We start from the raw sequence: 24,372 nt of genomic DNA, 5'->3' as shown, positions 1-24,372 counted from the left end.
CGTGCCCCTGTGGATGGGTGTGTGCGAGCATGAATGGGAAGACAGGCGCTCAGGCCTGGAATGAATCCGCGGCCGCGCCGGTTGCACAGGTCGGCAAGCAGTCCGTACAACCCGGGAGAGATGTAGATGTCCGTTCAGGACGACAAGACCACCGTGAGCGACGGCATTCTCCTGTCCGACGCCGCCGCCTCCAAGGTCAAGGCCCTGCTGGACCAGGAAGGCCGGGAGGACCTGGCGCTGCGCGTGGCCGTCCAGCCCGGTGGCTGCTCGGGCCTGCGGTACCAGCTCTTCTTCGACGAGCGCTCGCTCGACGGCGACGTCGTCAAGGACTTCGACGGCGTCAAGGTCGTCACCGACCGCATGAGCGCCCCGTACCTGGGCGGCGCCTCCATCGACTTCGTCGACACCATCGAGAAGCAGGGCTTCACGATCGACAACCCGAACGCCACGGGCTCCTGCGCCTGCGGCGACTCGTTCAGCTAAAACGCGCAGCGAAAGAAGGCGGCGGCCCCGGACCGGGACCGCCGCCTTCTTCGTGCGCGCACGTACGGCCCTACGTGTGCGGCACGGTCTCACCGCTCCGCGCGTCCACGACCTTCCGGCCGTCCAGCGGCTTGTCGAGCGTCACGGTCTCCTTGAGCTCCTTGGCGATCATGATGCAGGCCCGCCCGGGGTCCGGATTGGTCTCGGTGATCTTCACCTTCACCACCCCGTTCTCCTCGCTCGCCTTCGCCGCGTAGTCGCTGCACACTCCGCCCCAGAAGTGCAGGGTGAGCTTGCGCCCGTCGGCGCTGTACGACTCAACCTGCCGCGGCTCCGTCGACGGCTTGCCGCTCTCGGGCGGAGCCGGCGAGGCAGGCGGCTTGGCCAAATAGTCGGGATCGACCGCGGGGTGCGTGATCGTGAACGGCTGTGCGCCGCCTCCGAGCTTTACCTCGAAGAGCCACGAAGGTACGAGCGCCTGCCGCCCGTCGACGTACTGCGCGGCCAGCCCGAAGACCGCCCCGCCCACGGCCACGGGCTCCGGGGAGGCCGGCGGCTGCCCGACGTCCGTCCCGCAAGGCGATTGGACCTTGTCGCCCTTCTCGTCGGCCTTGTTGCTCTCGGGCCCGTGCGGCACGGGCGTGGCGCAACCGCCGATGCCGATCTTGCCGGCACCCTCCCCGGCCTTGTTCAGCTGCTTCAGCGCCTCGTCGGCGCTGATGACCGGGTACTCGGCGCCCTTCGTCAGGCTCTTCAACTGCCCGCTGCCGCCGACCGGTTGCCCGTCGGAGCCGATCTGGATACCGGTCGCCCAGCCGTACGTCGGCAGCCCGCCCACCTCCGGGTCGGCGTTCACCACCCGTACCGCGCCCATCAGTTGGCGGGCGTCCAGCTTGGCGTCGTCCTGGCCCAGCGCCTTCAGCACGGGCGCCGCCGCCTCCTTCGCGGCCTTCTCGCTCACCGCGGGCCCTTCGCCGCCGGGCCGGTAGGTGTCGGGGCACTTGTCGACCTTGGCGCAGTTGTCGCCGCCGCCCGGCCCGTACCTCGCGAACGTCCAGGTGCCCGGCGCCTGTTTGTTGACCTGGAGCACGGGCCCCGAGCCGTCTTTGGTGACCCCGACCTTCCAGGCCGTGCCCTCGACGCGCGGTTTGCCCGGTACGCCGAGTGCCTCGGCCAGCCGTGCCACCTCCGCCTCGGTGACCGCGCCCGACGCCCGGTACACGTGGGCGGAGTCGGGGCCCTGGGGCAGCTTCCCCTCGGCGCGGTAGGTCACCCCGCCGTTCGGGTCGGGTTCGCCGGGGGCGATGCCCGGCGCACTGCCGTCCGTATGGCCATCGAGGTTGAGCGGCGGCGGCGGCGGCGTGCCGTCGCCCGCTGCCGCGCCGCTCCTCGTACCGCTGCCTCCGCCGTCCGCGGCGGTCGACGCCCAGTAGGCGGCGCCGCCCCCGGCCAGCAGCACCGCTGCGGCCACTGAGGCGGCGGCCAGCGGGGAACGCCGCCTGTGGACGCTGACCGCGTCCTCTTCCGGTCGCTCGGTGCTCACCGCATCGCTCCTTCGGCTGCTCTGCCGTCCTGTGCCGTATGTGTATCCCCTTTACGGGGGACACCGGTGGGACGGAGCGGGGGAGCGCACGGTTCCCCTCGTACTCCCCTCGTGTGCCTCGGGGTCCGGGATCAGCCCCCGTATTCGGACATCCCGCCCACCAGGCGTGCCGAGGCGGGCGGCACGGTGATGCCGTGGATGAGCGAGGCCGGTACGGGAGCGGCCGCCGCGGCGGCGGGTACCGCCCAGTGCGGGACCATCCGGGCGCAGTCCCCGCGCAGTTCCTCCAGGCCGCTGTCCTGCTCGGCGGCGCGGGCGGACGACGTAACGCTGTGCTTCTGCATTCGGGATGCTCCCGTTGCTATGGGGGCCGCCACACCGCGGACCCGATGTTGGCACCGTAGACACCAGCGACGTCCGAAAAAAAGCCCTACTATCGGGTAGTTTTGCCGCTTAGTGCGAGCGGCTACGACCAGGTAGCGTGAACTGTCAACGCCACCCCTCCACAGGAGCGTCCTCGTCGTGCGTATCGCAGTCACCGGCTCCATCGCCACCGACCACCTCATGACCTTCCCCGGCCGCTTCGCCGACCAGCTGGTCGCGGACCAGCTGCACACGGTCTCGCTCTCCTTCCTGGTCGACAACCTCGACGTACGCCGGGGTGGTGTCGGCGCCAACATCTGCTTCGGCATGGGCCAGCTCGGCACGGCGCCGATCCTGGTCGGCGCGGCCGGCTCGGACTTCGACGAGTACCGCGCGTGGCTCGACCGGCACGGAGTGGACACCGGCTCGGTGCGCATCTCCGAGGTCCTGCACACGGCCCGCTTCGTGTGCACCACCGACGCCGACCACAACCAGATCGGCTCCTTCTATACGGGCGCGATGAGCGAGGCCCGCCAGATCGAGCTCCAGGCGGTCGCCAAGCGCGTGGGCGGCCTGGACCTGGTCCTGATCGGTGCGGACGATCCCGAGGCGATGCTGCGCCATACGGAGGAGTGCAAGGCCCGGTCCATCCCGTTCGCGGCGGACTTCTCGCAGCAGATCGCCCGCATGACGGGGGAGGACATCCGCACGCTGCTCGACGGCGCGACGTACCTCTTCTCCAACGAGTACGAGAAGGGGCTCATCGAGTCCAAGACCGGCTGGACCGACGAGGAGATCCTGGGCAAGGTCGGCCACCGCGTCACCACCCTTGGCTCGCGGGGTGTGCGCATAGAGCGCGTCGGGGACGAGCCAGTGGTCGTCGGCTGTCCCGAGGAGGATGGCAAGGTCGACCCGACCGGCGTCGGCGACGCGTTCCGTGCGGGGTTCCTGTCCGGGCTCGCCTGGGGGGTCGGCCTTGAGCGCGCCGCGCAGGTCGGGTGCATGCTGGCGACGCTGGTGATCGAGACGCTGGGCACGCAGGAGTACACGCTGCGCCGCGCCAATTTCATGGACCGCTTCACGAAGGCGTACGGCCACGCAGCGGCGGAAGAGGTCCGGGCGCACCTGTCCTGACCCCTGGGACGCCTGCGGGCGTGTCCTCAATCGCCGGACGGGCTGCTTTGGAGCCCGTCCGGCGATTGAGGAGCGGGGTCTACCCGCACCGCACCCGCACCCGTCAGGCAAGCCGCCGAACCACGTACGCCGTGCCCCGCTCGGCCGGGCGCTCGCCCACGTACTCCTGCCCCCGCATCCCGCACCACGCCGGAATGTCCAGCCGGGCCGCCTCGTCGTCCGAGAGCACAGTCACCGTCCCCCCGACCGGCACATCGCCGATCACCTTCGCCAGTTCGATCACCGGGATCGGACACCGCTTGCCGAGCGAGTCCACGACCAGCGACTCCACATCGGCCGGCCCCGACGACGCGACCGGCGCCCCCAGCCGCTCCCGCACCCCCGCCACCGCCCCCGGCAGCACCTCCAGGAAGCGGTCCACGTCCACCGCCGCCGTCCCCGGCGGGAGTGAAATCCGGACGTTGCCCTCCGTCAGCACCCCCATCGCCCGCAGCACATGGCTTGGAGTGAGCGTGCTGCTCGTGCAGGACGAACCGGACGACACGGAGAAACCGGCGCGGTCCAGCTCGTGCAGCAGCGTCTCCCCGTCGACGTACAGGCACGAGAAGGTGACCACGTGCGGCAGCCGCCGCACCGGATCGCCGACCACCTCCACATCCGGTACGAGCTCCGGCACCCGGGCCCGGATCCGGTCCACCAGTGCCCGTAGCCGCACCGCCTCGGCGGCCGCCTCCGCCCGTACGGCCCGGAGCGACGCCGCAGCCGCCACGATCGCGGGCAGGTTCTCGAAGCCGGCCGCCCGCCCGGACTCCCGCTCGTCGGCGGGCCCTTGCGCGGCGAACCGCACGCCCTTGCGTACGACCAGCAGCCCGACCCCCGCCGGACCACCCCATTTGTGGGCACTTGCCGTAAGCAGCGACCAGTCGCCTTCCACCGGTCCCCACGCCAGCGACTGCGCCGCGTCCACCAGCAGCGGCACACCCACCGCCCGGCACTCCTGTGCGATTTTGGCCACCGGCTGCTCGGTGCCGACCTCGTGGTTGGCGGACTGCAGGCAGGCCAGCGCGGTGTCGTCGCGAAGAGCTCGCGCGTACGCCGCGGGGTCCACCCGGCCCGCCCGGTCCACCGGGACCTCGGTCGTCGTACCGCCCGCCGCCTCGTGCTCGGCGGCCGAGTGGAGCACCGAGGAGTGCTCTACGGCGGAGACGACCAGGTGGCGGCCGACACGCCGACGGGCGGCGAGCACGCCGGAGACTCCGGAGTGCACCGCGCGGGTGCCGGAAGAGGTGAATACGAGCTCGTCGGGGCGGCAGCCCACCGATTCCGCCGCCGCCTCCCTCGCCGCGTCGAGCAGCATCCTGGCGCGCCGCCCCTCGCGGTAGAGACGGGAAGGGTCGGCCCATCCCTCGTCGAGCGAGGCAAGCAGGGCCTGCCGGGCGACGGGGTGCAGCGGGGCTGAGGAGGCGGCGTCGAAGTAGGGCACACTGCCACGCTAATCCCCAATTCGCGCCGCACCGGTACGGCCCCTCGGACGGCCGGTCAGATGGTGGGCGGAGGCCGGGATTCCACCGATAAGCCATCCCTTCGGGGAGGGGTACGGCGCGTTGGGCACCCTCCCCGCGCGACCCCAAATAGCGTCCAGTAGGGTTTGGTCCGCATAAACATCCAAACCCCTGCCCGCGTCAGGGCCGGCGACCGACCAGCGAGACGGCCGCAACCAACCGCGCGGGCGAGACTCTCGGGAAGGCGCTACGTGAGTCCCAACGGCTCCGACCGCTCGTCGCGGCGCCCGATGCGGCGGAAGCTGCTCCAGGTGCTGACCGCGGGCGTGGTCCTGGCGACCGCCTCTGGTTGCTCGTACACATGGGAAGACTTCCCCCGCCTCGGGATGCCTACCCCGGTCACCGAAGAGGCTCCCAGGATTCTCTCCCTCTGGCAGGGCTCGTGGGCGGCAGCGCTCATTACGGGCGTCCTGGTATGGGGCTTGATCCTGTGGAGCGTCATCTTCCACCGGCGTAGCCGCACCAAGATCGAAGTACCTCCGCAGACCCGGTACAACATGCCCATCGAGGCGCTGTACACCGTGGTTCCGCTCATCATCGTCTCGGTCCTCTTCTACTTCACCGCGCGCGACGAGTCGAAGCTCCTCGCGCTCTCGGACAAGCCGGCCCACACCGTCAACGTGGTCGGCTTCCAGTGGAGCTGGGGATTCAACTACGTGGAGAACGTGGACGGCGACGCCGCCACGGGCGTGAAGCCCCCCAAGGAGCTCAACGCCATCCCGGACATGTACACCAAGCAGTTCCCCGAAGGTGCCGAAGGCGTCTACGCGGTCGGTACTCCGGGTGAGCGGAACCCGCAGAACGGCAACCCGGGTCCGACCCTGTGGCTGCCGAAGGGCGAGAAGGTCCGCTTCGTCCTGACTTCGCGCGACGTCATCCACTCCTTCTGGGTGGTGCCGTTCCTGATGAAGCAGGACGTCATCCCCGGCCACACCAACGTCTTCGAGGTGACCCCCACGCGTGAGGGCACCTTCCGGGGCAAGTGTGCCGAGCTCTGCGGTGTCGACCACTCCCGGATGCTCTTCAACGTGAAGGTCGTCTCCCCGGAGCGTTACCAGCAGCACCTCAAGGAGCTGGCGGAGAAGGGCCAGACCGGCTACATCCCGGCCGGTATCGAGCAGACCGACCCGGCCAGGAATGCGGAGACGAACAAACTGTGAGCATCCTCAATCAACCCCAGGGTGCCGCGGCGGCAGACGGCTCGTACTACGAGAACGAACTGCCGGTACGGCGCAAGCAGCCGGGAAATGTCGTCATCAAGTGGCTGACCACCACTGACCACAAGACCATCGGCTCGCTCTACCTGATCACGTCGTTCATCTTCTTCTGCGTCGGCGGCGTAATGGCGCTCTTCATGCGCGCCGAACTCGCCCGCCCCGGCACACAGATCATGTCGAACGAGCAGTTCAACCAGGCGTTCACGATGCACGGCACGATCATGCTGCTGATGTTCGCGACGCCGCTGTTCGCCGGATTCGCGAACTGGATCATGCCGCTGCAGATCGGCGCGCCCGATGTGGCGTTCCCGCGGCTGAACATGTTCGCGTACTGGCTGTACCTCTTCGGTTCGCTGATCGCCGTGGCCGGCTTCCTCACCCCCCAGGGTGCGGCCGACTTCGGCTGGTTCGCCTACGCCCCGCTGTCGGACGCGGTCCGTTCGCCGGGCATCGGCGCCGACATGTGGATCATGGGTCTGGCCTTCTCCGGCTTCGGCACGATCCTCGGTTCGGTCAACTTCATCACCACGATCATCTGCATGCGCGCACCCGGCATGACGATGTTCCGTATGCCGATCTTCACCTGGAACGTGCTGCTGACCGGTGTTCTGGTCCTGCTCGCCTTCCCGGTGCTGGCTGCCGCGCTCTTCGCGCTGGAGGCGGACCGTAAATTCGGTGCGCACATCTTCGACGCGGCCAACGGCGGATCGCTTCTGTGGCAGCACTTGTTCTGGTTCTTCGGGCATCCCGAGGTCTACATCATCGCGCTGCCGTTCTTCGGAATCGTTTCCGAGATCATCCCGGTCTTCAGCCGCAAGCCGATGTTCGGTTACATCGGTCTGATCGCCGCGACGATCGCGATCGCGGGCCTCTCGGTCACGGTGTGGGCGCACCACATGTACGTCACGGGCGGCGTCCTACTGCCGTTCTTCTCGTTCATGACCTTCCTTATCGCGGTACCGACCGGTGTGAAGTTCTTCAACTGGATCGGCACCATGTGGAAGGGCTCGTTGTCCTTCGAGACACCGATGCTCTGGACCGTCGGCTTCCTGATCACCTTCGCCTTCGGTGGTCTGACCGGCGTCATCCTGGCGTCGCCCCCGATGGACTTCCACGTCTCCGACTCGTACTTCGTCGTCGCGCACTTCCACTACGTCGTCTTCGGCACCGTGGTCTTCGCGATGTTCGCCGGATTCCACTTCTGGTGGCCGAAGTTCACCGGCAAGATGCTGGACGAGCGCCTGGGCAAGATGACCTTCTGGACGCTGTTCGTGGGCTTCCACGGCACGTTCCTGGTGCAGCACTGGCTCGGCGCCGAGGGCATGCCCCGTCGTTATGCCGACTACCTCGCGGCCGACGGCTTCACCCTGCTGAACACGATCTCGACGATCGCCTCGTTCGTGCTGGGCCTGTCGATCCTTCCGTTCTTCTACAACGTCTGGAAGACCGCGAAGTACGGCGAGAAGATCGAGGTCGACGACCCGTGGGGCTACGGCCGTTCGCTGGAGTGGGCGACTTCCTGCCCGCCCCCGCGGCACAACTTCCTCACGCTGCCGCGGATCCGTTCCGAATCTCCGGCGTTCGACCTGCACCACCCTGAGATCGCCGCTCTCGACCAGCTCGAGAACGTCGGCCACAAGGACACCGCGCTGCTCGGCGGCAAGGAGGCCGGCAAGTGAAGATCCAGGGCAAGATGTTCATCTGGCTGAGCGTCTTCATCCTCGCCATGGCGATCGTCTATGGCGTGTGGTCGAAGGAGCCCGCCGGAACCACGGCGCTCTTCCTGGCCTTCGGCCTGAGCATCATGATCGGCTACTACCTGGCCTTCACGGCCAAGAATGTGGACGCCATGGCTCAGGACGACAAGGAGGCCGACGTGGCGGACGAGGCCGGCGATGTCGGCTTCTTCTCGCCGCACAGCTGGCAGCCGCTCTCGCTGGCCATCGGTGGCGCGTTCGCCTTCCTGGGCGTCGCCCTCGGCTGGTGGCTGCTGTTCTTCTCGCTGCCGCTGATCCTGATCGGCCTCTTCGGCTGGGTCTTCGAGTACTACCGCGGTGAGAGCCAGAACCAGTAGAACCAGCAGAGGCACTCGCAACACGCCCGAGGGACCCGCCCACCTGTACGTCAGGTGGGCGGGTCCCTCGTTTGGCTTCTCCCGGCGCGCCGTACGCGTGAAATATTCCTAATGTGTGATCATGGCCCACGCACTTCGACCCCGGACGGTTCTGAGCTGCTCCTTGCTGATCGCGTCCCTCGCGGCGGCCGGGACGGCGTGCAGTGGAGCCGGCGGGGGACATCCGCTCTCCGCGGCGCCGTACGACGCCGCGGACCAGGTCTCTTTCAATACGGACACCGGCACAGCCAAGGTGGATCCCGAGAAGCCCCTGGAGATCACCGCCAGGAACAGCGACAGCCGGATCACGGATGTGACGGCCTCCGACGCCACAGGGCGCTATCTGGCGGGCGAGCTCAACGCCGACGGCTCCCGCTGGCACAGCACCGCCCCACTGGCGGCAGGAGCGCGCTACACGGTCAAGGTCGCCACCGAGGACGAGGACGGCGCGCCCGGTGCGCGGACCCTCGCCTTCGAGACGTCCGTGCCCCCGAGGAAGCGCCTGCAGGTCACCTTCGGCCCCAAGGCCGGCAAGTACGGCGTCGGCCAGCCCATCACCGCCGAACTCAGCGCCCCCGTCAAGGGCGACGCGGCCAGAGCGGTCGTCGAGCGCGCCCTGAAGGTGCGCTCCCAGCCCACGGTGCAGGGTTCCTGGCACTGGGTGGACGACAAGAAACTGCACTTCCGCCCCAAGGAGTACTGGCCCGCCAACGCCACCATCACGGTGCGCAGCACCCTCGAAGGCATCAAGGTGGCCGACAGGTTCTACGGCGGCCCCGCGAAGCCGTTGCGGCTCACCATCGGGGACCGGCTGGAGGCCATCACGGACGCCGGCTCGCACCAGATGACGGTGAAGCGCAACGGCAAGGTGATCAACACCATTCCGGTGACCACGGGCAAGCCCGGCTTTTCCACCCGCAACGGCGTCAAGGTCGTACTGGGCAAGGAGTACTTCGTACGGATGCGCGGTACGACCGTCGGCATCGCGGAGGGCACAGCGGACTCGTACGACCTGCCCGTCTACTTCGCGACGCGGGTCACCTGGAGCGGTGAGTACGTCCATGCCGCGCCCTGGTCGGTCGGCTCGCAGGGGTCGGCCAACGTCAGCCACGGCTGCACCGGCATGAGTACGAGCAACGCCGAGTGGTTCTTCAAAACCGTCCGCGAGGGCGACATCGTCCAAGTGGTCAACAGCGCGGGCAGCATGATGGACCCGTTCGGCAACGGCTTCGGCGACTGGAACGTGCCCTGGGACAAGTGGCGCAAGGGCAGCGCCGTGCTGGCCGGTATCGGGGAAGGCGCAAGCCCCGTCGACGCGGCCAGGCTGCGGCCGGAGGTCTGACGGGGCCTCGCGCGGGTGTCACGCCTCGACGGCGAGCCTGCCGCGCAACAGGGCGGCCAGTGCGTCCGCGAACTCCACGGGGTCGACCGGAAGGGTCACAGCGCTCTCGGCGCGGCTCCAGGTGGCCAGCCAGGAGTCCTGCGGGCGCCCGATCAGCAGCAGCACGGGCGGGCAGTTGAAGACCTCGTCCTTGATCTGCCGGCATACGCCCATGCCGCCCGCGGGCACCGCCTCGCCGTCCAGGACGCAGACGTCGATGCCGCCCTTGTCCAGCGCCGTGAGGACGGCCGGCAGCGTGGCGCACTCGAAGAACTCGACCGGCGGGACGTCCGCGGCGGGCCTGCGACCCGCCGCCAACCGCACCTGTTCGCGGGTGTTCGCGTTGTCGCTGTAGACCAGGACCGTGGCGGTCATTGTTCCTCCATGCATCTGAAAGCCCTCGAAGGCTCGGTGTTGGATCAGGAACCGATGCGCGGATGCTACTCCGTCCGACAGCCAGTCAGCAGGGGTTCGTATCTGCCTTCGACGGTACTCCCGATGGGCCGTTCGGCTCAGGTCACAGGGCCTTCTCAGAGCATGGACACACCGAATGGCACCCCCGGGAGTGAGGGCGGGATAAGCGACCGACATAATGTCGGTCGTGGCGACAGCAACGACAGTAGACAAAGGGCTCGCGCACCCGTCGGTCAATCGACCGAACCTCACCAGCGTCGGAACCATCATCTGGTTGAGTTCCGAGCTGATGTTCTTCGCGGCCCTCTTCGCGATGTACTTCACCCTGCGATCGGTGACGGGTCCCGAGTTCTGGAAGCAGCAGGCGGAACACCTGAACTTCCCGTTCTCGGCGACGAACACCACGATCCTGGTGCTCTCCTCCCTCACCTGCCAGCTCGGCGTCTTCGCCGCCGAGCGCGGGGACGTGAAGAAGCTCCGGGCGTGGTTCATCCTTACGTTCGTGATGGGTGCGATCTTCATCGGAGGCCAGGTCCTCGAGTACACCGAGCTGGTGAAGGACGCGGGCCTCTCGCTCTCGTCCGACCCGTACGGCTCGGTGTTCTACCTGACGACCGGCTTCCACGGACTGCATGTGACGGGCGGACTCATCGCCTTCCTGCTGGTCCTCGGCCGCACCTACGCGGCCAAGAGATTCACCCACGAGCAGGCAACCGCCGCCATCGTCGTGTCCTACTACTGGCACTTCGTCGATGTCGTCTGGATCGGCCTCTTCGCCACGATCTACATGATCAAGTAGGTCGGGTCCGTAACCCGGCCCACATCCAGCACCCATCGACGCAGAAGATCCTGACACCGGGGTAATCCGTGAAAAAGCTCTCCGCACGACGACGCCATCCGCTGGCGGCGGTCGTCGTACTACTCCTCGCGCTGGCGGCCACCGGGGGGCTGTACGCCGCGTTCGCGCCCGCGGGCAAGGCCCAGGCCGATGAAACCGCCCAGTCCCTCGCCATCGAGGAGGGCAAGAAGCTCTACGCCGTCGGCTGCTCCAGCTGCCACGGCACCGGCGGTCAGGGCAGTTCCGACGGCCCGTCCCTGGTGGGCGTCGGCTCTGCCGCAGTGGACTTCCAGGTCGGCACCGGACGTATGCCGGCGCAGCAGCCCGGCGCCCAGGTGCCGGAGAAGAAGAAGATCTACTCGCAGGCCGAGATCGACCAGCTCGCCGCGTACGTCGCTTCGCTCGGCGCCGGCCCGATCACGCCGACCGAGAAGCAGTACGACCCCAAGGGTGCGGACATCGCCAAGGGTGGCGACCTGTTCCGTACCAACTGCGCCCAGTGCCACAACTTCACGGGCGAGGGCGGTGCCCTGACGAACGGCAAGTACGCCCCGAGTCTCGAAGACGTGGACCCGAAGCACCTCTACGAGGCCATGCAGACCGGCCCGCAGAACATGCCGTCCTTCCCCGACACCACGCTGCCGGAGCAGCAGAAGAAGGACATCATCGCGTACGTCAAGACCGTGAACGGTGAGGAGACGGAGACGCCCGGCGGCGTCGCGCTGGGCGGCCTCGGCCCCGTCAGCGAGGGTCTCTTCGGCTGGATCTTCGGTCTCGGTTCGCTGATCGCTGTCGCCGTCTGGGTCGCGGCCCACACCGCTAAGGCCAAGAAGTCATGAGTAGCCAAGAGATTCCAGAGAAGAACCTGCCCAGTGAGCAGGACACCGCGCACGGCGCTGTAGCCGTGGCGGAAGACCCGTTCGCGGACCCGGGGCTGCCGCCCCACAAGCCGCGTATCCAGGACATCGACGAGCGGGCCGCCAAGCGCTCCGAGCGCACGGTCGCCCTGCTGTTCACGCTGTCCATGCTGTCCACGATCGGCTTCATCGCCTCGTTCGTGGCGTTCCCCATCGACCAGATCGTGTACGTCTGGCCGCTCGGGCACGTGAGCTCGCTGAACCTCTCGCTGGGCCTGACCCTCGGTCTCGCGCTCTTCTGCATCGGCGCGGGGGCGGTCCACTGGGCACGCACCCTGATGTCCGACCACGAGATCGCCGACGAGCGTCACCCCATCGCGGCCGAGCCCGAGGTCAAGGCCAAGGTCATGGCCGACTTCAAGGCAGGCGCCGAGGAGTCCGTGATCGGCCGCCGCAAGCTGATCCGCACCACGATGTTCGGCGCGCTGGCCATGGTGCCGCTCTCCGGTGTGGTGCTGCTGCGCGACCTGGGTCCGCTGCCCGAGGAGAAGCTGCGCCACACGCTGTGGGGCAAGGGCAAGCAGCTCATCAACATGAACACGGATGAGCCGCTGCGTCCCGAGGACATCGCGGTCGGTTCGCTGACCTTCGCCAAGCCGGAAGGCCTGGAGGAGGACGACCACGAGTTCAACAACGAGATCGCCAAGGCAGCCCTGATGATCGTCCGGCTTCAGCCGCAGGACATCAAGGACAAGCGCGAACTCGACTGGTCCCACCAGGGCATCGTGGCGTTCTCGAAGATCTGCACCCACGTCGGCTGCCCGATCAGCCTGTACGAGCAGCAGACACATCACGTGCTCTGCCCGTGCCACCAGTCCACCTTCGACCTCTCCGACGGTGCCCGCGTCATCTTCGGCCCGGCCGGTCACGCCCTCCCGCAGCTGCGGATCGGTGTGAATGACGAAGGATTCCTCGAAGCGCTCAGCGACTTCGAAGAGCCCGTCGGTCCTAGTTTCTGGGAGCGCGGATGAGCACCGCTGACGACAAGCGCAAGCAGGCACCCGCGGGTGAGCGGGTAGCCGACTGGGCGGACGGCCGGCTGGGTATCTACACCCTCGCCAAGGCCAACATGCGCAAGATCTTCCCGGACCACTGGTCCTTCATGCTGGGTGAGATCGCGCTCTACAGCTTCATCATCATCATCCTCACGGGTGTGTACCTGACGCTGTTCTTCCACCCGAGCATGAACGAGGTCGTGTACCACGGCTCGTACGTGCCGATGCAGGGCATCCGCATGACGGAGGCCTTCGCGTCGACCCTGGAGATCAGCTTCGACGTCCGTGGCGGTCTGCTCATCCGGCAGATCCACCACTGGGCCGCGCTGATCTTCCTCGCGGCGATGTTCGTGCACATGATGCGCGTGTTCTTCACGGGCGCGTTCCGCAAGCCGCGTGAGATCAACTGGCTGTTCGGCTTCCTGCTGTTCGTCCTGGGCATGTTCACCGGGTTCACCGGCTACTCGCTCCCGGACGACCTGCTCTCCGGCACCGGTGTCCGCTTCACGCAGGGCGCGATCCTGGCGACGCCCGTCGTCGGCACGTACATCTCGTTCTTCCTGTTCGGCGGGGAGTTCCCCGGCCACGACATGGTGGCCAGGTTCTACTCCATCCACATCCTGTTGCTGCCGGGCATCATGCTCGGCCTCGTGGTGGCGCACCTGATCCTGGTCTTCTACCACAAGCACACGCAGTTCGCGGGTCCCGGCCGTACGAACAAGAACGTCGTCGGCATGCCGCTGCTGCCGGTCTACATGGCCAAGGCCGGAGGCTTCTTCTTCCTGGTCTTCGGTGTCATCGCGGCCATCTCGGCGCTGTTCACGATCAACCCGGTCTGGGCGCTCGGCCCGTACCGTCCGGACCAGGTGTCCACCGGCGCCCAGCCCGACTGGTACATGGGCTTCGCCGAAGGCCTGATCCGTGTCATGCCCGGCTGGGAGATCAACCTGTGGGGCCACACGCTCGCCCTGGGCGTGTTCATCCCGCTGACCGTCTTCGGTCTGGTCCTCGTCGCGATCGCGGTCTACCCGTTCATCGAGTCGTGGATCACCGGCGACAAGCGCGAGCACCACATCCTGGACCGGCCGCGCAACGCGCCGACCAGGACCGGTCTGGGCGTCGCCTGGATCACCGGGTACATGATCATGCTGCTCGGTGGTGGCAACGACATCTTCGCCACCCACTTCCACATGTCGCTGAACTCGATCACCTGGTTCGTCCGGATCACCTACTTCGTGGGACCGGTCCTCGCGTTCATCATTACCAGGCGGATCTGCCTCGGCCTTCAGCGGCGCGACAAGGACAAGGTGCTGCACGGACGCGAGTCCGGCATCATCAAGCGCCTGCCGCACGGTGAGTTCGTCGAGATCCACGAGCCGATCAGCCAGGCGCAGCTGCACGGCCTCACGGCGCACGAGCAGTACGCGCCGGCCGAGATCGGCCCGGAGGTCGACGAGAACGGTGTCAAGCGCAAGGTGACGCGTGGCCAGAAGCTGCGGGCCAAGCTCAGCAAGGGCTACTACGGCGAGGGGAACCAGATCCCCAAGCCGACCGCCGACGAGTACAAGGAGATCACCAGCGGCCACGGCCACCACTGATCTCTGACCTGCCACACAGGTCGCCACAGCAGGAGCCCCGTCCAATCGTCGGACGGGGCTCTTCGCTGTCCGCCCGGCTGGATAGGGTAGGAGGCATCCTTACTGGCTGTGGACCCTGGAGCGGACCATGAACGTTGTGACCCCGGTTGGCGGCGACAGCGTGGCGGCCGGCTCCTGGCCGGGTGTGCTGAACCCCCTGCTGCGCGGCGAGAATCTCTCCGCGGACGACACCGCCTGGGCCATGGACCGCATCATGAGCGGTGAGGCGACGGACGCCCAGATCGCGGGTTTCGCGGTCGCGCTGCGCGCCAAGGGTGAGACGGTCGACGAGGTCACCGGTCTCGTACGGGCGATGTACGCGCACGCCAACACCATCGAGGTGCCGGGCCGTACGGTCGACATCGTGGGTACGGGCGGCGACCTGGCCAAGACGGTCAACATCTCCACGATGTCCGCGATCGTCGTGGCCGGCACCGGCGCCAAGGTCGTCAAGCACGGCAACCGGGCGGCCTCGTCCGCGAGCGGGGCCTCGGACGTGCTGGAGAAGCTCGGCGTCAATCTGGAACTGACGCCGCAGCGCGTCGCCCAGGTCGCGGAGGAAGCGGGCATCACCTTCTGCTTCGCGGTGAAGTTCCACCCCGCCCTGCGGTATGCCGCGAAGGCACGCAAGGAGCTGGGCGCGCAGACGACGTTCAACATCCTCGGCCCGCTGACCAACCCGGCGCAGGTGAAGGCGCAGGCGGTCGGTGTCGCGGACGCCCGGATGGCCCCCATCGTGGCGGGTGTTCTCGCCGACCGGGGGAACTCCGCGCTCGTCTTCCGGGGCGACGACGGTCTCGACGAGCTGACCACGACCGCAACCTCGCGGGTGTGGATCGTACGGAACGGAGCGGTCACGGAGCAGGCCTTCGACCCTCGCGACGTGGGCCTGGAGATGGTGCCCGTCGAGGCGCTGCGCGGCGCGGACGCGTCGTACAACGCGGACGTCGCGAGGCGGCTGCTGGGCGGCGAGACCGGTCCGGTGCGCGATGCGGTGCTGCTGAACACGGCGGCGGCGCTGGTCGCGCTGGATCCGACGGACGCGTCCCTGAACGACCAGCTCGCGGCGGGGATCGCCAAGGCCGCCGAGGCGATCGACTCGGGGGCGGCGCGGGCCGCGCTGGAGCGCTGGGTGGCTGCCAGCAACAGCTGAGTGCGGATGGTGTGTGACGCGAGCGTAGTCCAAAGTCTGGACTACGCCTTGCGTCTTCTTGATCGTGTGGCAAGATGCTTACCAGGTCATGAGTGACAGCGTTTTGGCCCCGGCTTGCTGTCCGGCAACCCTCCGTCCGTGGCGGGGTGCCCCGGGTGAAGACCAGGCCGTAGACAGAAAGGTCTACGGCAAGCGCGGACCCCTCGAAGACTTGGGGTCCTGGTTCTCAGGGAGCCTCTTGTGAGCAAGCGAATGCGATAGGGCCTTTTCGCCCCTTCTTCGCACACCCCTTTCTTTTTCTCCAGCGCTGCCGCGTATCCGCCGGCGCGGGGAATTCGCCTGCCTTTTTCGGGAGTTCGCCATGTCTGTCCCCACCGCTGCCGCCGACCAGACTGTTTGTCGTGATATTTCAGGGACCCTGCCCGTTCTCGGGCGAGATGTCCTCGTGCCGCTCGTGACGGGTGGCGAGGTCACCTACGCCGCTCTCGACTACGCGGCCAGCGCCCCGGCCCTCCAGCGCGTGTGGGACGACGTCGCGGCGTACGCCCCGTACTACGGCAGCGTGCACCGCGGCGCCGGGTACCTCTCGCAGCTGTCGACGGACCTCTTCGAGAACAGCCGCGCCACCGTCGCCGAGTTCCTTGGCTGCCGCGAGAGTGACCAGGTCGTCTTCACCCGCTCGACGACCGACTCGCTCAACCTGCTGGCCGCGGCCCTCCCCGCCGACTGCCAGGTGTTCGTCTTCGAGACCGAGCACCATGCCTCGCTGCTGCCCTGGCGCGACGCGGAGGTCAACTTCCTGAACGCGCCCCGCACTCCGGCCCAGGCCGTCGAGACCCTGGAGCGCGCCCTGGCCGACCGTGACCCGTACGGCCCCGCGCTCGTCTGCGTGACCGGCGCGTCGAACGTCACCGGCGAGCTGTGGCCGGTCAAGGAGCTCGCCGCCGCCGCTCACGCCCACGGCGCGCGGATCGTGCTGGACGCCGCGCAGCTCGCGCCCCACCACCCGCTGAACATCGCGGAGTTGGACGTCGACTGGGTCGCCTTCTCCGGGCACAAGCTGTACGCGCCGTTCGGCTCCGGAGTGCTCGCGGGCCGCGCCGACTGGCTCCAGAGCGCCGAGCCGTACCTCGCGGGCGGCGGCGCCTCGCGCAAGGTCGCACGCCGCGCCGACGGCGGCGTGGACGTCGAATGGCACACCACGGCCGCCCGCCACGAGGCCGGTTCGCCCAACGTCATCGGCGTGTACTCGATCGCCTCCGCCTGCAAGGCGCTGACAGAGGCGGGCTTCGACTCGCTGGTGGAGCGCGAGCAGCAGCTCGTGACGAAGGTGCTGGAGGGGCTGGCCGAGGTCGACGCGGTGAGGGTGCTCTCCCTCTTCGGTGACGACGCCCCGCGCGTCGGCGTCATCTCCTTCGTCGTCGACGGCTGGAACAGCTCGCACTTCGCCGCCGCGCTCTCCGCCGAGTACGGAATCGGCGTACGGGACGGCCTCTTCTGCGCCCACCCGCTGGTCCGCACCCTGCTCGGCAGCGACCCGCAGGACCCGGGGGAGTGCGGTGCGCCGGAGGCCGAGCCGGGCGAGCGCTCGCTGAACGCGATCCGCGTGAGCTTCGGCGCCGGTACGCCCGACGAGCACGTCGAGCGGTTCGTGGGCGCCGTCAAGGAGCTCGTCAAGGACGGCGCGAAGTGGAACTACCGTACCGAGGAAGGCCGTTGCGTCCCGGCGGTCTGACGCCGTACAAGCTCTCGAAGCACGCAGTACCCGCTCGGCCGCGTCTGTGAGGACTCACCGACGCGGCCGAGCGGGTTTCGGTCAGCAGCCGGGTGTCCGGAGCAGCCGGGTGTCCGGAGCGCGGGCCTTACGCGTCGAGACCGATCGCGAAGGCCGCTTCCAGGTCGTGCTGCGAGTACGTACGGAAAGCGACATGCGTGTCGGTGCCCTCGACGCCGGGGATCTTGCTGATCCGGCCGGGGATGACATCCGCCAGGTCGTCGTGCTTGGCGACGCGGACCATGGCGATCAGGTCGTACGTACCGGTGACCGAGAAGACTTCGCTGACGCTTTCCAGCGCGGCGATCGACTCGGCGATCTCGGGGATCCGGTCCACGCTGGTCTTGATGAGCACGATCGCGGTGATCACGGTTGGCTTTCTCCCTCGGTGGCCGGCGCTGAGGCTCTCACTCTAGTCGTACGCCGGCTACGCCCCCAGGCGTAGAGGAAGCCCGCGCAGAACCCCGCCACATGCGCGAGATACGCCACCCCGGGGCCCGAACCGGCGCTCCGCGCGGCCAGCCACTGCAGGACGAACCAGAAGATCAGCACGATCCAGGCGGGTAAGCGCAGCGGCAGGAAGAAGAGGAAGGGAAACAGGCTCGTGACGCGTGCTCGGGGAAAGAGATAGAGGAAGGCGCCGAGCACCGCCGAGATCGCTCCCGAGGCCCCCACCAGCGTCTGGTCCGAGCCGGCATGGGCGACGGCGTACACGACGAGGGCCAGGTAGCCGCAGCCCACATAGAGCAGGGCGAACTGCATGCGGCCCATCCGTTCCTCGGCCATCGCCCCGAAGACGAACAGGAAAAGCATGTTGCCCAGCAGATGCAGCCAGCTGCCGTGTACGAACAGGGCGGTCAGCGGGGTGACGAGCGCGGCCGGGGCGCCGCTCAGCAGTTCGCTCGGGATGACACCCCAGCGCTCGAAATATCCGCTCTGCGCGGCGAGGAGGAAGTCGCCGGTGCCGTAGACCGCATTGAGCCCCGAGAGAGGGCCGATGACGAAGATCAGGCAGCACAGACCGATCGCGCCGTGTGTCACCACGGGCCCCCGCGCCGCTTCTCGCCAATTGATCATGCCCGGATCATCCCGTAACGGGACCGGCCAGGACAGACCGCCTCGCCGGGCCCCGTCCCGCACCGTGGACGGTCCGCCGCAGGGGGTACCCGTGAGGCCGTAGGGTTACGGGCAGTAGGCACGATGAAAGAGGACGCACGATGACCACGGTTCCCCTGCCGACTGCCGAGACCCGGTGGCGCTGCGCCCTGTGCGGCAATCTCACGCGTTTCGATGTGACCCGCTCGTCGAAGGTGATCGAGTACGTCCACCTCGACCTGGCCGGAGAGCCGAAGGTCGAAGAACGCGAGGTGGTCAGTGAGACCATCGAGTCCGTGCGCTGCCGCTGGTGCAACGCGGTGGACCAGATCGAACTGGTGGACAGGCCGGGCGCCGGCTCCTGAGCGGACCGGCCCGAAAGGGTAGTGGGGTGACGGATTGTGGAGCATGCAAGCGGCGCTGAACCGGCCGGACCGGCCGGGGACGACGCCGAGGTGCTCGACCGCCCGCTGCCCGAAGGTGTACGGCACAAGGTCGTCGCACTGGTCTCGGACGCGTTCGGCGGCCTCACCGTCGCCGAACTTCCGTCCCAGCTGAGGCAGTACGCCCGTTTTACCCCGACCCGGCGCGCCAAGTTCGCCGGCAACGCGATGGCGGCTGCCCTGGAGGGCGACTCGCTGTTCCGCCAGCGCATCGGCGAGAAGCTGCGCGAGGCGCAGCCCGAGCTGTGTCGCGCGCTGGAGTCCGGCTCCCCGCCGGCCGCCGCCGACCCCGCCGATGTGGCCGCCGCCGCGTACGTCCTGCGTCCCGTCGGCTGGGTCAAGCTGGTGGCCGCCGCGGGCGAGGAGGCCCTGCGGGCGGATGCCGAGCGTGCCGACGAGGCCGCCCAGCGGGAGCTGGAGCGGCTGCGCGAGGAGCTCGCGCACGCGCGCGAGCACACGAAGAGCGAGACGGAGCGGCTCCGCACGGAGCTGGAGGCCGCCCGCAAGGAAGCCGACGTACTCAGCCGGAAACTGCGCAGCGCGCTGAGTGATGTGAAGCGCGGCGAGGCCGCCTTGCGACGTACGAACGCCGAGACCGAGGCACTCAAGTCCGATGCCGCCGCCCGGGTCACCGCCGCCGAAAGCGAGTCCCGGCGGCTGCGGACCCGCCTCGGCGAGGCGGAGGCGTCCGTCGAGGCGAGCCGCAGGGCGGTGCGCGAGGGCCGCAGCATCGAGGACATGCGGGTGCGGCTGCTGCTCGACACGGTGCTGGAGGCCGCCCAGGGGCTGCGCCGCGAGCTGGCCCTGCCGCCCGCGTCCGTGCATCCCGCCGACACGGTGGACGCCGTCGAGCCGGGCCGTATGACCCCCAAGGACATCGCGGCCAGGGCGCTGTCCGAGACCGACCCGGCGCTGCTCGACCAGCTCCTCGAACTGCCGCAGTGTCATCTGGTCGTGGACGGCTACAACGTCACCAAGACGGGCTATCCGCAGATGCCGCTCGACAAGCAGCGGCTGCGGCTCCTCGGCGGCCTCTCGATGCTCGCGGCGCAGACGGGCGCCGAGGTGACGTGCGTCTTCGACGGCGCGGAACTGGTGGCGCCGGTGCTGCTCGCGCCGCCGCGCGGAGTGCGGGTGCTGTTCAGCAAGCCGGGGGTGACCGCTGACGAGCTCATCAGGCAGCTCGTACGGGCGGAACCGCCGGGGCGGCCCGTGGTCGTGGTGTCCACGGACCGCGAAGTCGCCGACGGAGTCGCCAAATCGGGCGCGAGGCCCGTCGCGTCCGCCTTGTTGCTGAAGCGGCTTTCGCGCGTGTAATAACTTCTCGGCGTAATGCCCGAATTGGGGAAACGCGCTGTCAAGTGACCATTACTACGCGTGTGATGTAAGTAAAGATTGTGACCACTGGGTGAGTTTTTACACCTGAGGATTTGAACTGATCACAAGAAGGTCACTAAGGTCTGCCCTCGAACCTTCGAACGGTTGATCACCCACCCGGGGTGTCAGCGAAGGTACCGCCGAGTCCACACAATTCGGTCCAATTTCCGCGGGGGAACCGAATCGTGGAGCCGGGGATCACGTCCCCGACCCCGGTAGGCGGCTCGAGGAAGAAGGAGCTCGCCTTCGTGGCGTCCCACCGTCGTCCCAAGCAGCCGAGCCGCACTCGTGTGACTGTGCTCACCGCGACCGCAGCCGCAGCTGTCGCTCTCACGTCCCAGACCGCTCAGGCCGACCCCAAGCCGACCAAGAGCGAGGTCAAGGCCAAGGTCGACAAGCTCTACCACGAGGCCGAAGCCGCGACGGAGAAGTACAACCAGTCCAAGGAGCGGCAGGACAAGCTCAAGGAAGAGGTCGACAACCTCCAGGACAAGGTCGCCCGCGGCCAGGAGGACCTCAACGACCTGCGCGGCGAGCTCGGTTCGGTGGCCAGCGCGCAGTACCGCTCCGGCGGCATCGACCCCTCCGTGCAGCTCTTCCTCTCCGCCGACCCGGACAGCTACCTCGACAAGGCCGGCGCGATCGACCAGTTGAGCGCCAAGCAGGCCGAGTCGCTCCAGAAGATCCAGGCGAAGCAGCGCACCCTCGCGCAGCAGCGGGCCGAGGCGACGGACAAGCTCGACGACCTCGAAGACGTACGCCAGGAGCTGGGCGAGAAGAAGAAGAAGTTCCAGGGCAAGCTCGCCGAGGCGCAGCGGCTCCTGAACACGCTCACCGCCGCCGAGCGTGAAGAGCTGCGTGAGAAGGAGCAGCGCGCCAGCCGCGCGGCCAGCGAGCGCGTCAACCTCGGCAACGAGGTACCGGCCTCCCAGCGCGGCGGCGCCGCGCTGAGCGCCGCGGCCACCCAGATCGGCAAGCCGTACATCTCCGGCGCGACCGGGCCCAACGCGTACGACTGCTCCGGGCTGACCCAGTGGGCGTACGCCCAGGCCGGTGTCTCCATAACCCGGACCACCTTCACCCAGCACAACGACGGCCGGAAGATGTACAGCAAGAGTCAGCTCCAGCCGGGCGACCTGGTGTTCTTCAACAACCTGGCGCACGTCGGCCTCTACGCCGGCAACAACCAGATCCTGCACGCCCCGAAGCCCGGCGCCAACGTGCGATACGAGTCGATGGACTACATGGGCACCTTCCAGTTCGGTGTGCGTATCTGACGAACGCCAGTCCCAGGGGCCGTTGCCGGCACCGCCCATTCGGGCGAATTCCGGCAACTCCCGCTGACTGTCCGCCCCGCCGGTGACCTGGTTCTCCGGTGGGGCGTCACTGTTTGCGCCCGGTCCGCCCCCGGTGAGATCTTTGGCCGCCGCGTGATCGCACCGCTACTGTCTGCTCGCGCAGCTCCCCGGTCCATTGGTCCGCCCGCCCGGGCGGCAGGGGGCTGCACGCAGTGGAAGGAGTGCGGCTTCCTGTGGCGACCCACCGGCGTCCCTCACAGTCCGGCCTCACGCAGAGCGCCCGGGTCACAGTTCTGTCCGCTGCCGCGGCGACGGCGGCGGCGCTTGTCACGTCCCCGGCGAGCGCCGACCCACACGACACGTCCTCGGACACCGCCACGACCACCCAGGCGCGGGTCGACCGGCTCTTCGAGCAGGCCGAGCAGGCGACCGAGCGGTTCAACAAGGCCGACGAGCTCGCGGACCAGTTGCGCGAACAGGTCGGCCAGGCCCAGGACATGGCCGCGCGAGGCCAGGAGCGCATCAACCGCATGCGGGGCGCGCTCGGTGCGGTCGCGGGCGCCCAGTACCGGGCGGGCGGCCTGGATCCGGCCCTCGCCCTGCTGCTGTCCGAGAACCCCGACAGCTACCTCTCCAAGGCCGCGGCGCTCGACCGCATCGGCGCCCGCCAGGTGAGCGCCCTGAGCCAACTCAGGGACGCGCAGCGCAAGCTGGGCCGGCAGCGCGCCGAGGCCGCCGTCAAGCTCGGCGAGCTGGAGCGCAGCCGGGCCGCCGTCGCCCGCCACAAGCGCACCGTGGAGCGCAAGCTCGCCGCGGCGCGGCGGCTGCTCAACTCGCTGCCGAAGGCCGAGCGCGAGGAGTACGACGACCGGTCCTCGCGTTCCGGCGGGCGCGGCGAGGTCCTGCCCGCGCTAGGCGGCGCACCCGTCTCCGGGCGCGCCGCGGCCGCCGTGCTGGCGGCGCAGCAGGCCGTGGGCAAGCCGTACATCTGGGGCGCGAACGGCCCTTCGGGCTTCGACTGTTCGGGCCTCACCCAGTGGTCGTACGCGCAGGCGGGCGTCTCCCTGCCGCGCACCTCGCAGGCGCAGCGGTACGCCGGACGGCAGGTCTCCCTCGACCAGGCGCAGCCCGGGGACCTCGTGGCGTACCGCGACGACGCGAGCCACATCGGGATGTACGTGGGCAACGGCCAGGTCGTGCACGCGCCCTACCCCGGCGCCCCGGTGCGCTACGACCCGGTCGGCATGATGCCGGTCTCGTCGGTGACCCGGGTCTGACCGGTGAACCGGGTCTGACCGCGGTCTGGCCGGTGACCCGGGTCTCAGCTGAGCGTGTCGCTTTGCCCGTACGATCGGCGGGGTGGCAGGCCGGCGGCGCGGGACTCGGTGGAAGCGGTGGGCGGGACCCGGTCTCGCCGCGCTGCTGCTGGCGTCCGCGTGCACGACGCCCGGCAAGCCCGCGGACACCGCTGCGCGGGACATCCAGCGGACGCTGGACCGCAGGGCGGCCGCTGTCGTCGACCGCGACGAGGCGGCGTACCTGGCGGAACTCGACCCGGCGGCGACGCGACTGCGGGCCGCCGAGCGCGCGGAGTTCGCGAACCTCGCGCAGGTGCCGCTTCGCTCCTGGGAGTACCGGCTGACCGAGCTCGACCGTACGGGCACGGGACGCGCCACCGCCCTGATCGAGCTGCGGTACCGGTTCGACGGGTACGACGAGGCCCCCGTGAAGGCCGCCGAGCGGCTGGACCTGACGCGACGGGACGGGCGCTGGTACGTCGCCGCCGAGCGCCCGCAGCGCAGCGGGGGGCGTCAGCTCTGGGAGCAGGGCAAGGTCACGGTCGTACGCGGCGCACACAGCCTGGTCCTCGGCGCCGGCCAGGACGAGAAGCGGCTGCGCGCCATAGCGGACGCCGCCGACCGTGCGGTGCCGGCGGTGGACCGGGCCTGGCCGGGCCGGTGGGCGCGGCGGCTGCTGATCCTGGTGCCGTCGTCGCTCGACGACATGGGTTCGCTGCTGGGCGCTCCGGCGGCCGGGTACCGGGGCATCGCCGCCGTCACTACGGGGGAGGCGGGCGCGGGCCGTTCGGGTGCGGCGCCGGCGGACCGGGTGGTCGTCAATCCGCAGGCGTACGCGGTGCTGGGCGAGTTCGGGCAGCAGCTCGTCCTCACCCATGAGTCCACGCATGTCGCGACCCGCGCCCACACCTCGGCCGCCACGCCGATGTGGCTCTCGGAGGGCTTTGCCGACTGGGCGGCGTACCGGGGGACGGGACGCGGCGCCGGCCAGGCCGCGCCTGAGCTTCAACGGGCGGTACGGGCCGGGGATCTGCCGGCAGCGCCGCCGAGCGACGAGGACTTCGGCTTCGGCGGGGACGCGGGGGCGCTGGGGCGGGCGTACGAGGGTGGGTGGCTGGCGTGTGCGCTGATCGCGGAGGAGTGGGGGGAGGAGCGGTTGACCGACTTCTACCGGGCGGTGGGCGGGCACGGGCGGCGCGACGGCGCGGTGGAGAAAGCGATGCGTGAAGTGCTCGGCACGACGCCGGAGGACTTCACGGTGCGGTGGCGGGAGTACGTGCGGCAGCAGCTGGCGTGAGGTGACCCCGGACGACCCTCCGGCGTTTGAGGAGCGCGGT

At 68.9% G+C, this 24,372-nt stretch carries 23 protein-coding genes and 1 riboswitch; of the genes, 17 read left to right on the top strand and 6 right to left on the bottom strand.

Going from position 1 to position 24,372, the window contains the following annotated elements:
- Positions 1-126: 126 nt before the first annotated feature.
- A complete protein-coding gene (locus J7E89_RS29575; protein WP_069929089.1) occupies positions 127-483 on the top strand; it encodes an iron-sulfur cluster assembly accessory protein in 357 nt (118 codons plus the stop codon).
- A 70-nt stretch (positions 484-553) separates the two neighbouring features.
- Here J7E89_RS29575 and J7E89_RS29570 read toward each other — a convergent pair whose 3' ends face one another.
- Both J7E89_RS29570 and J7E89_RS29565 read right to left on the bottom strand, forming a co-directional pair.
- Positions 554-2,026 (bottom strand): hypothetical protein, encoded by a 1,473-nt coding sequence (locus J7E89_RS29570; protein WP_214977525.1) that lies wholly within the window; start codon positions 2,024-2,026, stop codon positions 554-556.
- Positions 2,027-2,157: 131 nt separating this feature from the next.
- The gene (locus J7E89_RS29565; protein WP_214977601.1) at positions 2,158-2,370 is read right to left on the bottom strand and encodes a hypothetical protein; all 213 of its coding nucleotides are present in this window, start codon (positions 2,368-2,370) and stop codon (positions 2,158-2,160) included.
- A gap of 178 nt (positions 2,371-2,548) precedes the next feature.
- Here J7E89_RS29565 and J7E89_RS29560 point away from each other — a divergent pair, with 178 nt between their 5' ends.
- The gene (locus J7E89_RS29560; protein ID WP_214977524.1) at positions 2,549-3,523 is read left to right on the top strand and encodes a carbohydrate kinase family protein; all 975 of its coding nucleotides are present in this window, start codon (positions 2,549-2,551) and stop codon (positions 3,521-3,523) included.
- Positions 3,524-3,626: 103 nt separating this feature from the next.
- On the opposite strand, the gene J7E89_RS29555 is transcribed toward J7E89_RS29560, so the two are convergent.
- Positions 3,627-5,006: a cysteine desulfurase/sulfurtransferase TusA family protein gene (locus tag J7E89_RS29555; protein ID WP_214977523.1), complete on the bottom strand. Its 1,380-nt coding sequence runs from the start codon at positions 5,004-5,006 to the stop codon at positions 3,627-3,629.
- A 270-nt stretch (positions 5,007-5,276) separates the two neighbouring features.
- Between J7E89_RS29555 and coxB the strand changes: the two genes are divergently transcribed.
- The 4 genes from coxB (at position 5,277) to J7E89_RS29535 (ending at position 9,757) form a co-directional block, all read left to right on the top strand.
- On the top strand, positions 5,277-6,245 hold the full coding sequence (gene coxB / locus J7E89_RS29550) for a cytochrome c oxidase subunit II (RefSeq protein WP_214977522.1): 969 nt from the start codon (positions 5,277-5,279) through the stop codon (positions 6,243-6,245).
- Positions 6,242-7,981 (top strand): cytochrome c oxidase subunit I, encoded by a 1,740-nt coding sequence (gene ctaD, locus J7E89_RS29545; protein WP_214977521.1) that lies wholly within the window; start codon positions 6,242-6,244, stop codon positions 7,979-7,981. The genes coxB and ctaD overlap by 4 nt, the downstream gene beginning before the upstream one ends.
- Positions 7,978-8,376, top strand: a complete 399-nt coding sequence (locus J7E89_RS29540) for a cytochrome c oxidase subunit 4 (RefSeq protein WP_214977520.1) — start codon at positions 7,978-7,980, stop codon at positions 8,374-8,376. The genes ctaD and J7E89_RS29540 overlap by 4 nt, the downstream gene beginning before the upstream one ends.
- Before the next feature lie 121 nt (positions 8,377-8,497).
- Positions 8,498-9,757, top strand: coding sequence for an Ig-like domain-containing protein (locus J7E89_RS29535; RefSeq protein WP_214977519.1), 1,260 nt, complete (start codon positions 8,498-8,500; stop codon positions 9,755-9,757).
- Positions 9,758-9,775: 18 nt separating this feature from the next.
- Here J7E89_RS29535 and J7E89_RS29530 read toward each other — a convergent pair whose 3' ends face one another.
- A complete protein-coding gene (locus J7E89_RS29530) occupies positions 9,776-10,171 on the bottom strand; it encodes a hypothetical protein (protein WP_214977518.1) in 396 nt (131 codons plus the stop codon).
- 217 nt (positions 10,172-10,388) lie between these two features.
- On the opposite strand from J7E89_RS29530, the gene J7E89_RS29525 reads away from it, so the two are divergent.
- The 6 genes from J7E89_RS29525 (at position 10,389) to J7E89_RS29500 (ending at position 17,485) form a co-directional block, all read left to right on the top strand.
- The gene (locus tag J7E89_RS29525; RefSeq protein ID WP_214977517.1) at positions 10,389-11,009 is read left to right on the top strand and encodes a heme-copper oxidase subunit III; all 621 of its coding nucleotides are present in this window, start codon (positions 10,389-10,391) and stop codon (positions 11,007-11,009) included.
- A 68-nt stretch (positions 11,010-11,077) separates the two neighbouring features.
- The gene (locus tag J7E89_RS29520) at positions 11,078-11,887 is read left to right on the top strand and encodes a c-type cytochrome (RefSeq protein ID WP_214977516.1); all 810 of its coding nucleotides are present in this window, start codon (positions 11,078-11,080) and stop codon (positions 11,885-11,887) included.
- Complete coding sequence (locus J7E89_RS29515; RefSeq protein WP_214977515.1) at positions 11,884-12,936, top strand: ubiquinol-cytochrome c reductase iron-sulfur subunit; 1,053 nt, start codon at positions 11,884-11,886, stop codon at positions 12,934-12,936. Before J7E89_RS29520 ends, J7E89_RS29515 begins: the two co-directional genes overlap by 4 nt.
- Complete coding sequence (locus J7E89_RS29510; protein WP_214977514.1) at positions 12,933-14,558, top strand: cytochrome bc complex cytochrome b subunit; 1,626 nt, start codon at positions 12,933-12,935, stop codon at positions 14,556-14,558. The genes J7E89_RS29515 and J7E89_RS29510 overlap by 4 nt, the downstream gene beginning before the upstream one ends.
- Positions 14,559-14,685: 127 nt before the next feature.
- A complete protein-coding gene (gene trpD, locus J7E89_RS29505; RefSeq protein WP_214977513.1) occupies positions 14,686-15,750 on the top strand; it encodes an anthranilate phosphoribosyltransferase in 1,065 nt (354 codons plus the stop codon).
- Positions 15,751-15,834: 84 nt separating this feature from the next.
- Positions 15,835-15,951, top strand: a riboswitch (SAM riboswitch).
- 160 nt (positions 15,952-16,111) lie between these two features.
- The gene (locus J7E89_RS29500; protein WP_214977512.1) at positions 16,112-17,485 is read left to right on the top strand and encodes an aminotransferase class V-fold PLP-dependent enzyme; all 1,374 of its coding nucleotides are present in this window, start codon (positions 16,112-16,114) and stop codon (positions 17,483-17,485) included.
- Positions 17,486-17,612: 127 nt separating this feature from the next.
- Here the strand turns inward: J7E89_RS29500 and J7E89_RS29495 are convergent, their stop codons facing one another.
- Together J7E89_RS29495 and J7E89_RS29490 are read right to left on the bottom strand one after the other, a co-directional pair.
- On the bottom strand, positions 17,613-17,894 hold the full coding sequence (locus J7E89_RS29495) for an Lrp/AsnC family transcriptional regulator (RefSeq protein ID WP_214977511.1): 282 nt from the start codon (positions 17,892-17,894) through the stop codon (positions 17,613-17,615).
- A complete protein-coding gene (locus J7E89_RS29490) occupies positions 17,891-18,601 on the bottom strand; it encodes a rhomboid family intramembrane serine protease (protein WP_214977510.1) in 711 nt (236 codons plus the stop codon). Before J7E89_RS29490 ends, J7E89_RS29495 begins: the two co-directional genes overlap by 4 nt.
- A 140-nt stretch (positions 18,602-18,741) precedes the next feature.
- Here J7E89_RS29490 and J7E89_RS29485 point away from each other — a divergent pair, with 140 nt between their 5' ends.
- From J7E89_RS29485 to J7E89_RS29465, 5 genes are all read left to right on the top strand, one after another.
- Positions 18,742-18,984, top strand: coding sequence for a hypothetical protein (locus tag J7E89_RS29485; RefSeq protein ID WP_069929105.1), 243 nt, complete (start codon positions 18,742-18,744; stop codon positions 18,982-18,984).
- 36 nt (positions 18,985-19,020) lie between these two features.
- Positions 19,021-20,379 carry an NYN domain-containing protein gene (locus J7E89_RS29480; RefSeq protein WP_214977509.1) on the top strand — a complete coding sequence of 453 codons (1,359 nt, stop codon included), beginning with the start codon at positions 19,021-19,023 and terminating at the stop codon, positions 20,377-20,379.
- A gap of 308 nt (positions 20,380-20,687) precedes the next feature.
- On the top strand, positions 20,688-21,716 hold the full coding sequence (locus tag J7E89_RS29475; RefSeq protein ID WP_214977508.1) for a C40 family peptidase: 1,029 nt from the start codon (positions 20,688-20,690) through the stop codon (positions 21,714-21,716).
- Positions 21,717-21,970: 254 nt separating this feature from the next.
- Positions 21,971-23,014, top strand: a complete 1,044-nt coding sequence (locus tag J7E89_RS29470; protein ID WP_214977507.1) for an NlpC/P60 family protein — start codon at positions 21,971-21,973, stop codon at positions 23,012-23,014.
- Between the two features lie 82 nt (positions 23,015-23,096).
- Positions 23,097-24,332: a hypothetical protein gene (locus tag J7E89_RS29465; protein ID WP_214977506.1), complete on the top strand. Its 1,236-nt coding sequence runs from the start codon at positions 23,097-23,099 to the stop codon at positions 24,330-24,332.
- The last annotated feature ends 40 nt before the right edge of the window (positions 24,333-24,372 follow it).

This window comes from Streptomyces sp. ISL-100 (assembly GCF_018614615.1).
Classification (GTDB): Bacteria; Actinomycetota; Actinomycetes; order Streptomycetales; family Streptomycetaceae; genus Streptomyces.
Note: the sequence above shows the minus strand (reverse complement) of the source record. Positions and strands in the feature narration are given on the sequence as shown.

What these genes read in the sequence shown, in the direction of transcription:
- J7E89_RS29510 (WP_214977514.1), top strand. Translation starts at nt 12,933, where the DNA reads ATGAGCACCGCTGACGACAAGCGCAAGCAGGCACCCGCGGGTGAGCGG.
- J7E89_RS29575 (WP_069929089.1), top strand. Translation starts at nt 127, where the DNA reads ATGTCCGTTCAGGACGACAAGACCACCGTGAGCGACGGCATTCTCCTG.
- J7E89_RS29525 (WP_214977517.1), top strand. Translation starts at nt 10,389, where the DNA reads ATGTCGGTCGTGGCGACAGCAACGACAGTAGACAAAGGGCTCGCGCAC.
- J7E89_RS29530 (WP_214977518.1), bottom strand. Translation starts at nt 10,171, where the DNA reads ATGACCGCCACGGTCCTGGTCTACAGCGACAACGCGAACACCCGCGAA.
- J7E89_RS29490 (WP_214977510.1), bottom strand. Translation starts at nt 18,601, where the DNA reads ATGATCAATTGGCGAGAAGCGGCGCGGGGGCCCGTGGTGACACACGGC.
- J7E89_RS29485 (WP_069929105.1), top strand. Translation starts at nt 18,742, where the DNA reads ATGACCACGGTTCCCCTGCCGACTGCCGAGACCCGGTGGCGCTGCGCC.
- J7E89_RS29515 (WP_214977515.1), top strand. Translation starts at nt 11,884, where the DNA reads ATGAGTAGCCAAGAGATTCCAGAGAAGAACCTGCCCAGTGAGCAGGAC.
- trpD (WP_214977513.1), top strand. Translation starts at nt 14,686, where the DNA reads ATGAACGTTGTGACCCCGGTTGGCGGCGACAGCGTGGCGGCCGGCTCC.
- J7E89_RS29535 (WP_214977519.1), top strand. Translation starts at nt 8,498, where the DNA reads ATGGCCCACGCACTTCGACCCCGGACGGTTCTGAGCTGCTCCTTGCTG.
- J7E89_RS29500 (WP_214977512.1), top strand. Translation starts at nt 16,112, where the DNA reads ATGTCTGTCCCCACCGCTGCCGCCGACCAGACTGTTTGTCGTGATATT.
- J7E89_RS29565 (WP_214977601.1), bottom strand. Translation starts at nt 2,370, where the DNA reads ATGCAGAAGCACAGCGTTACGTCGTCCGCCCGCGCCGCCGAGCAGGAC.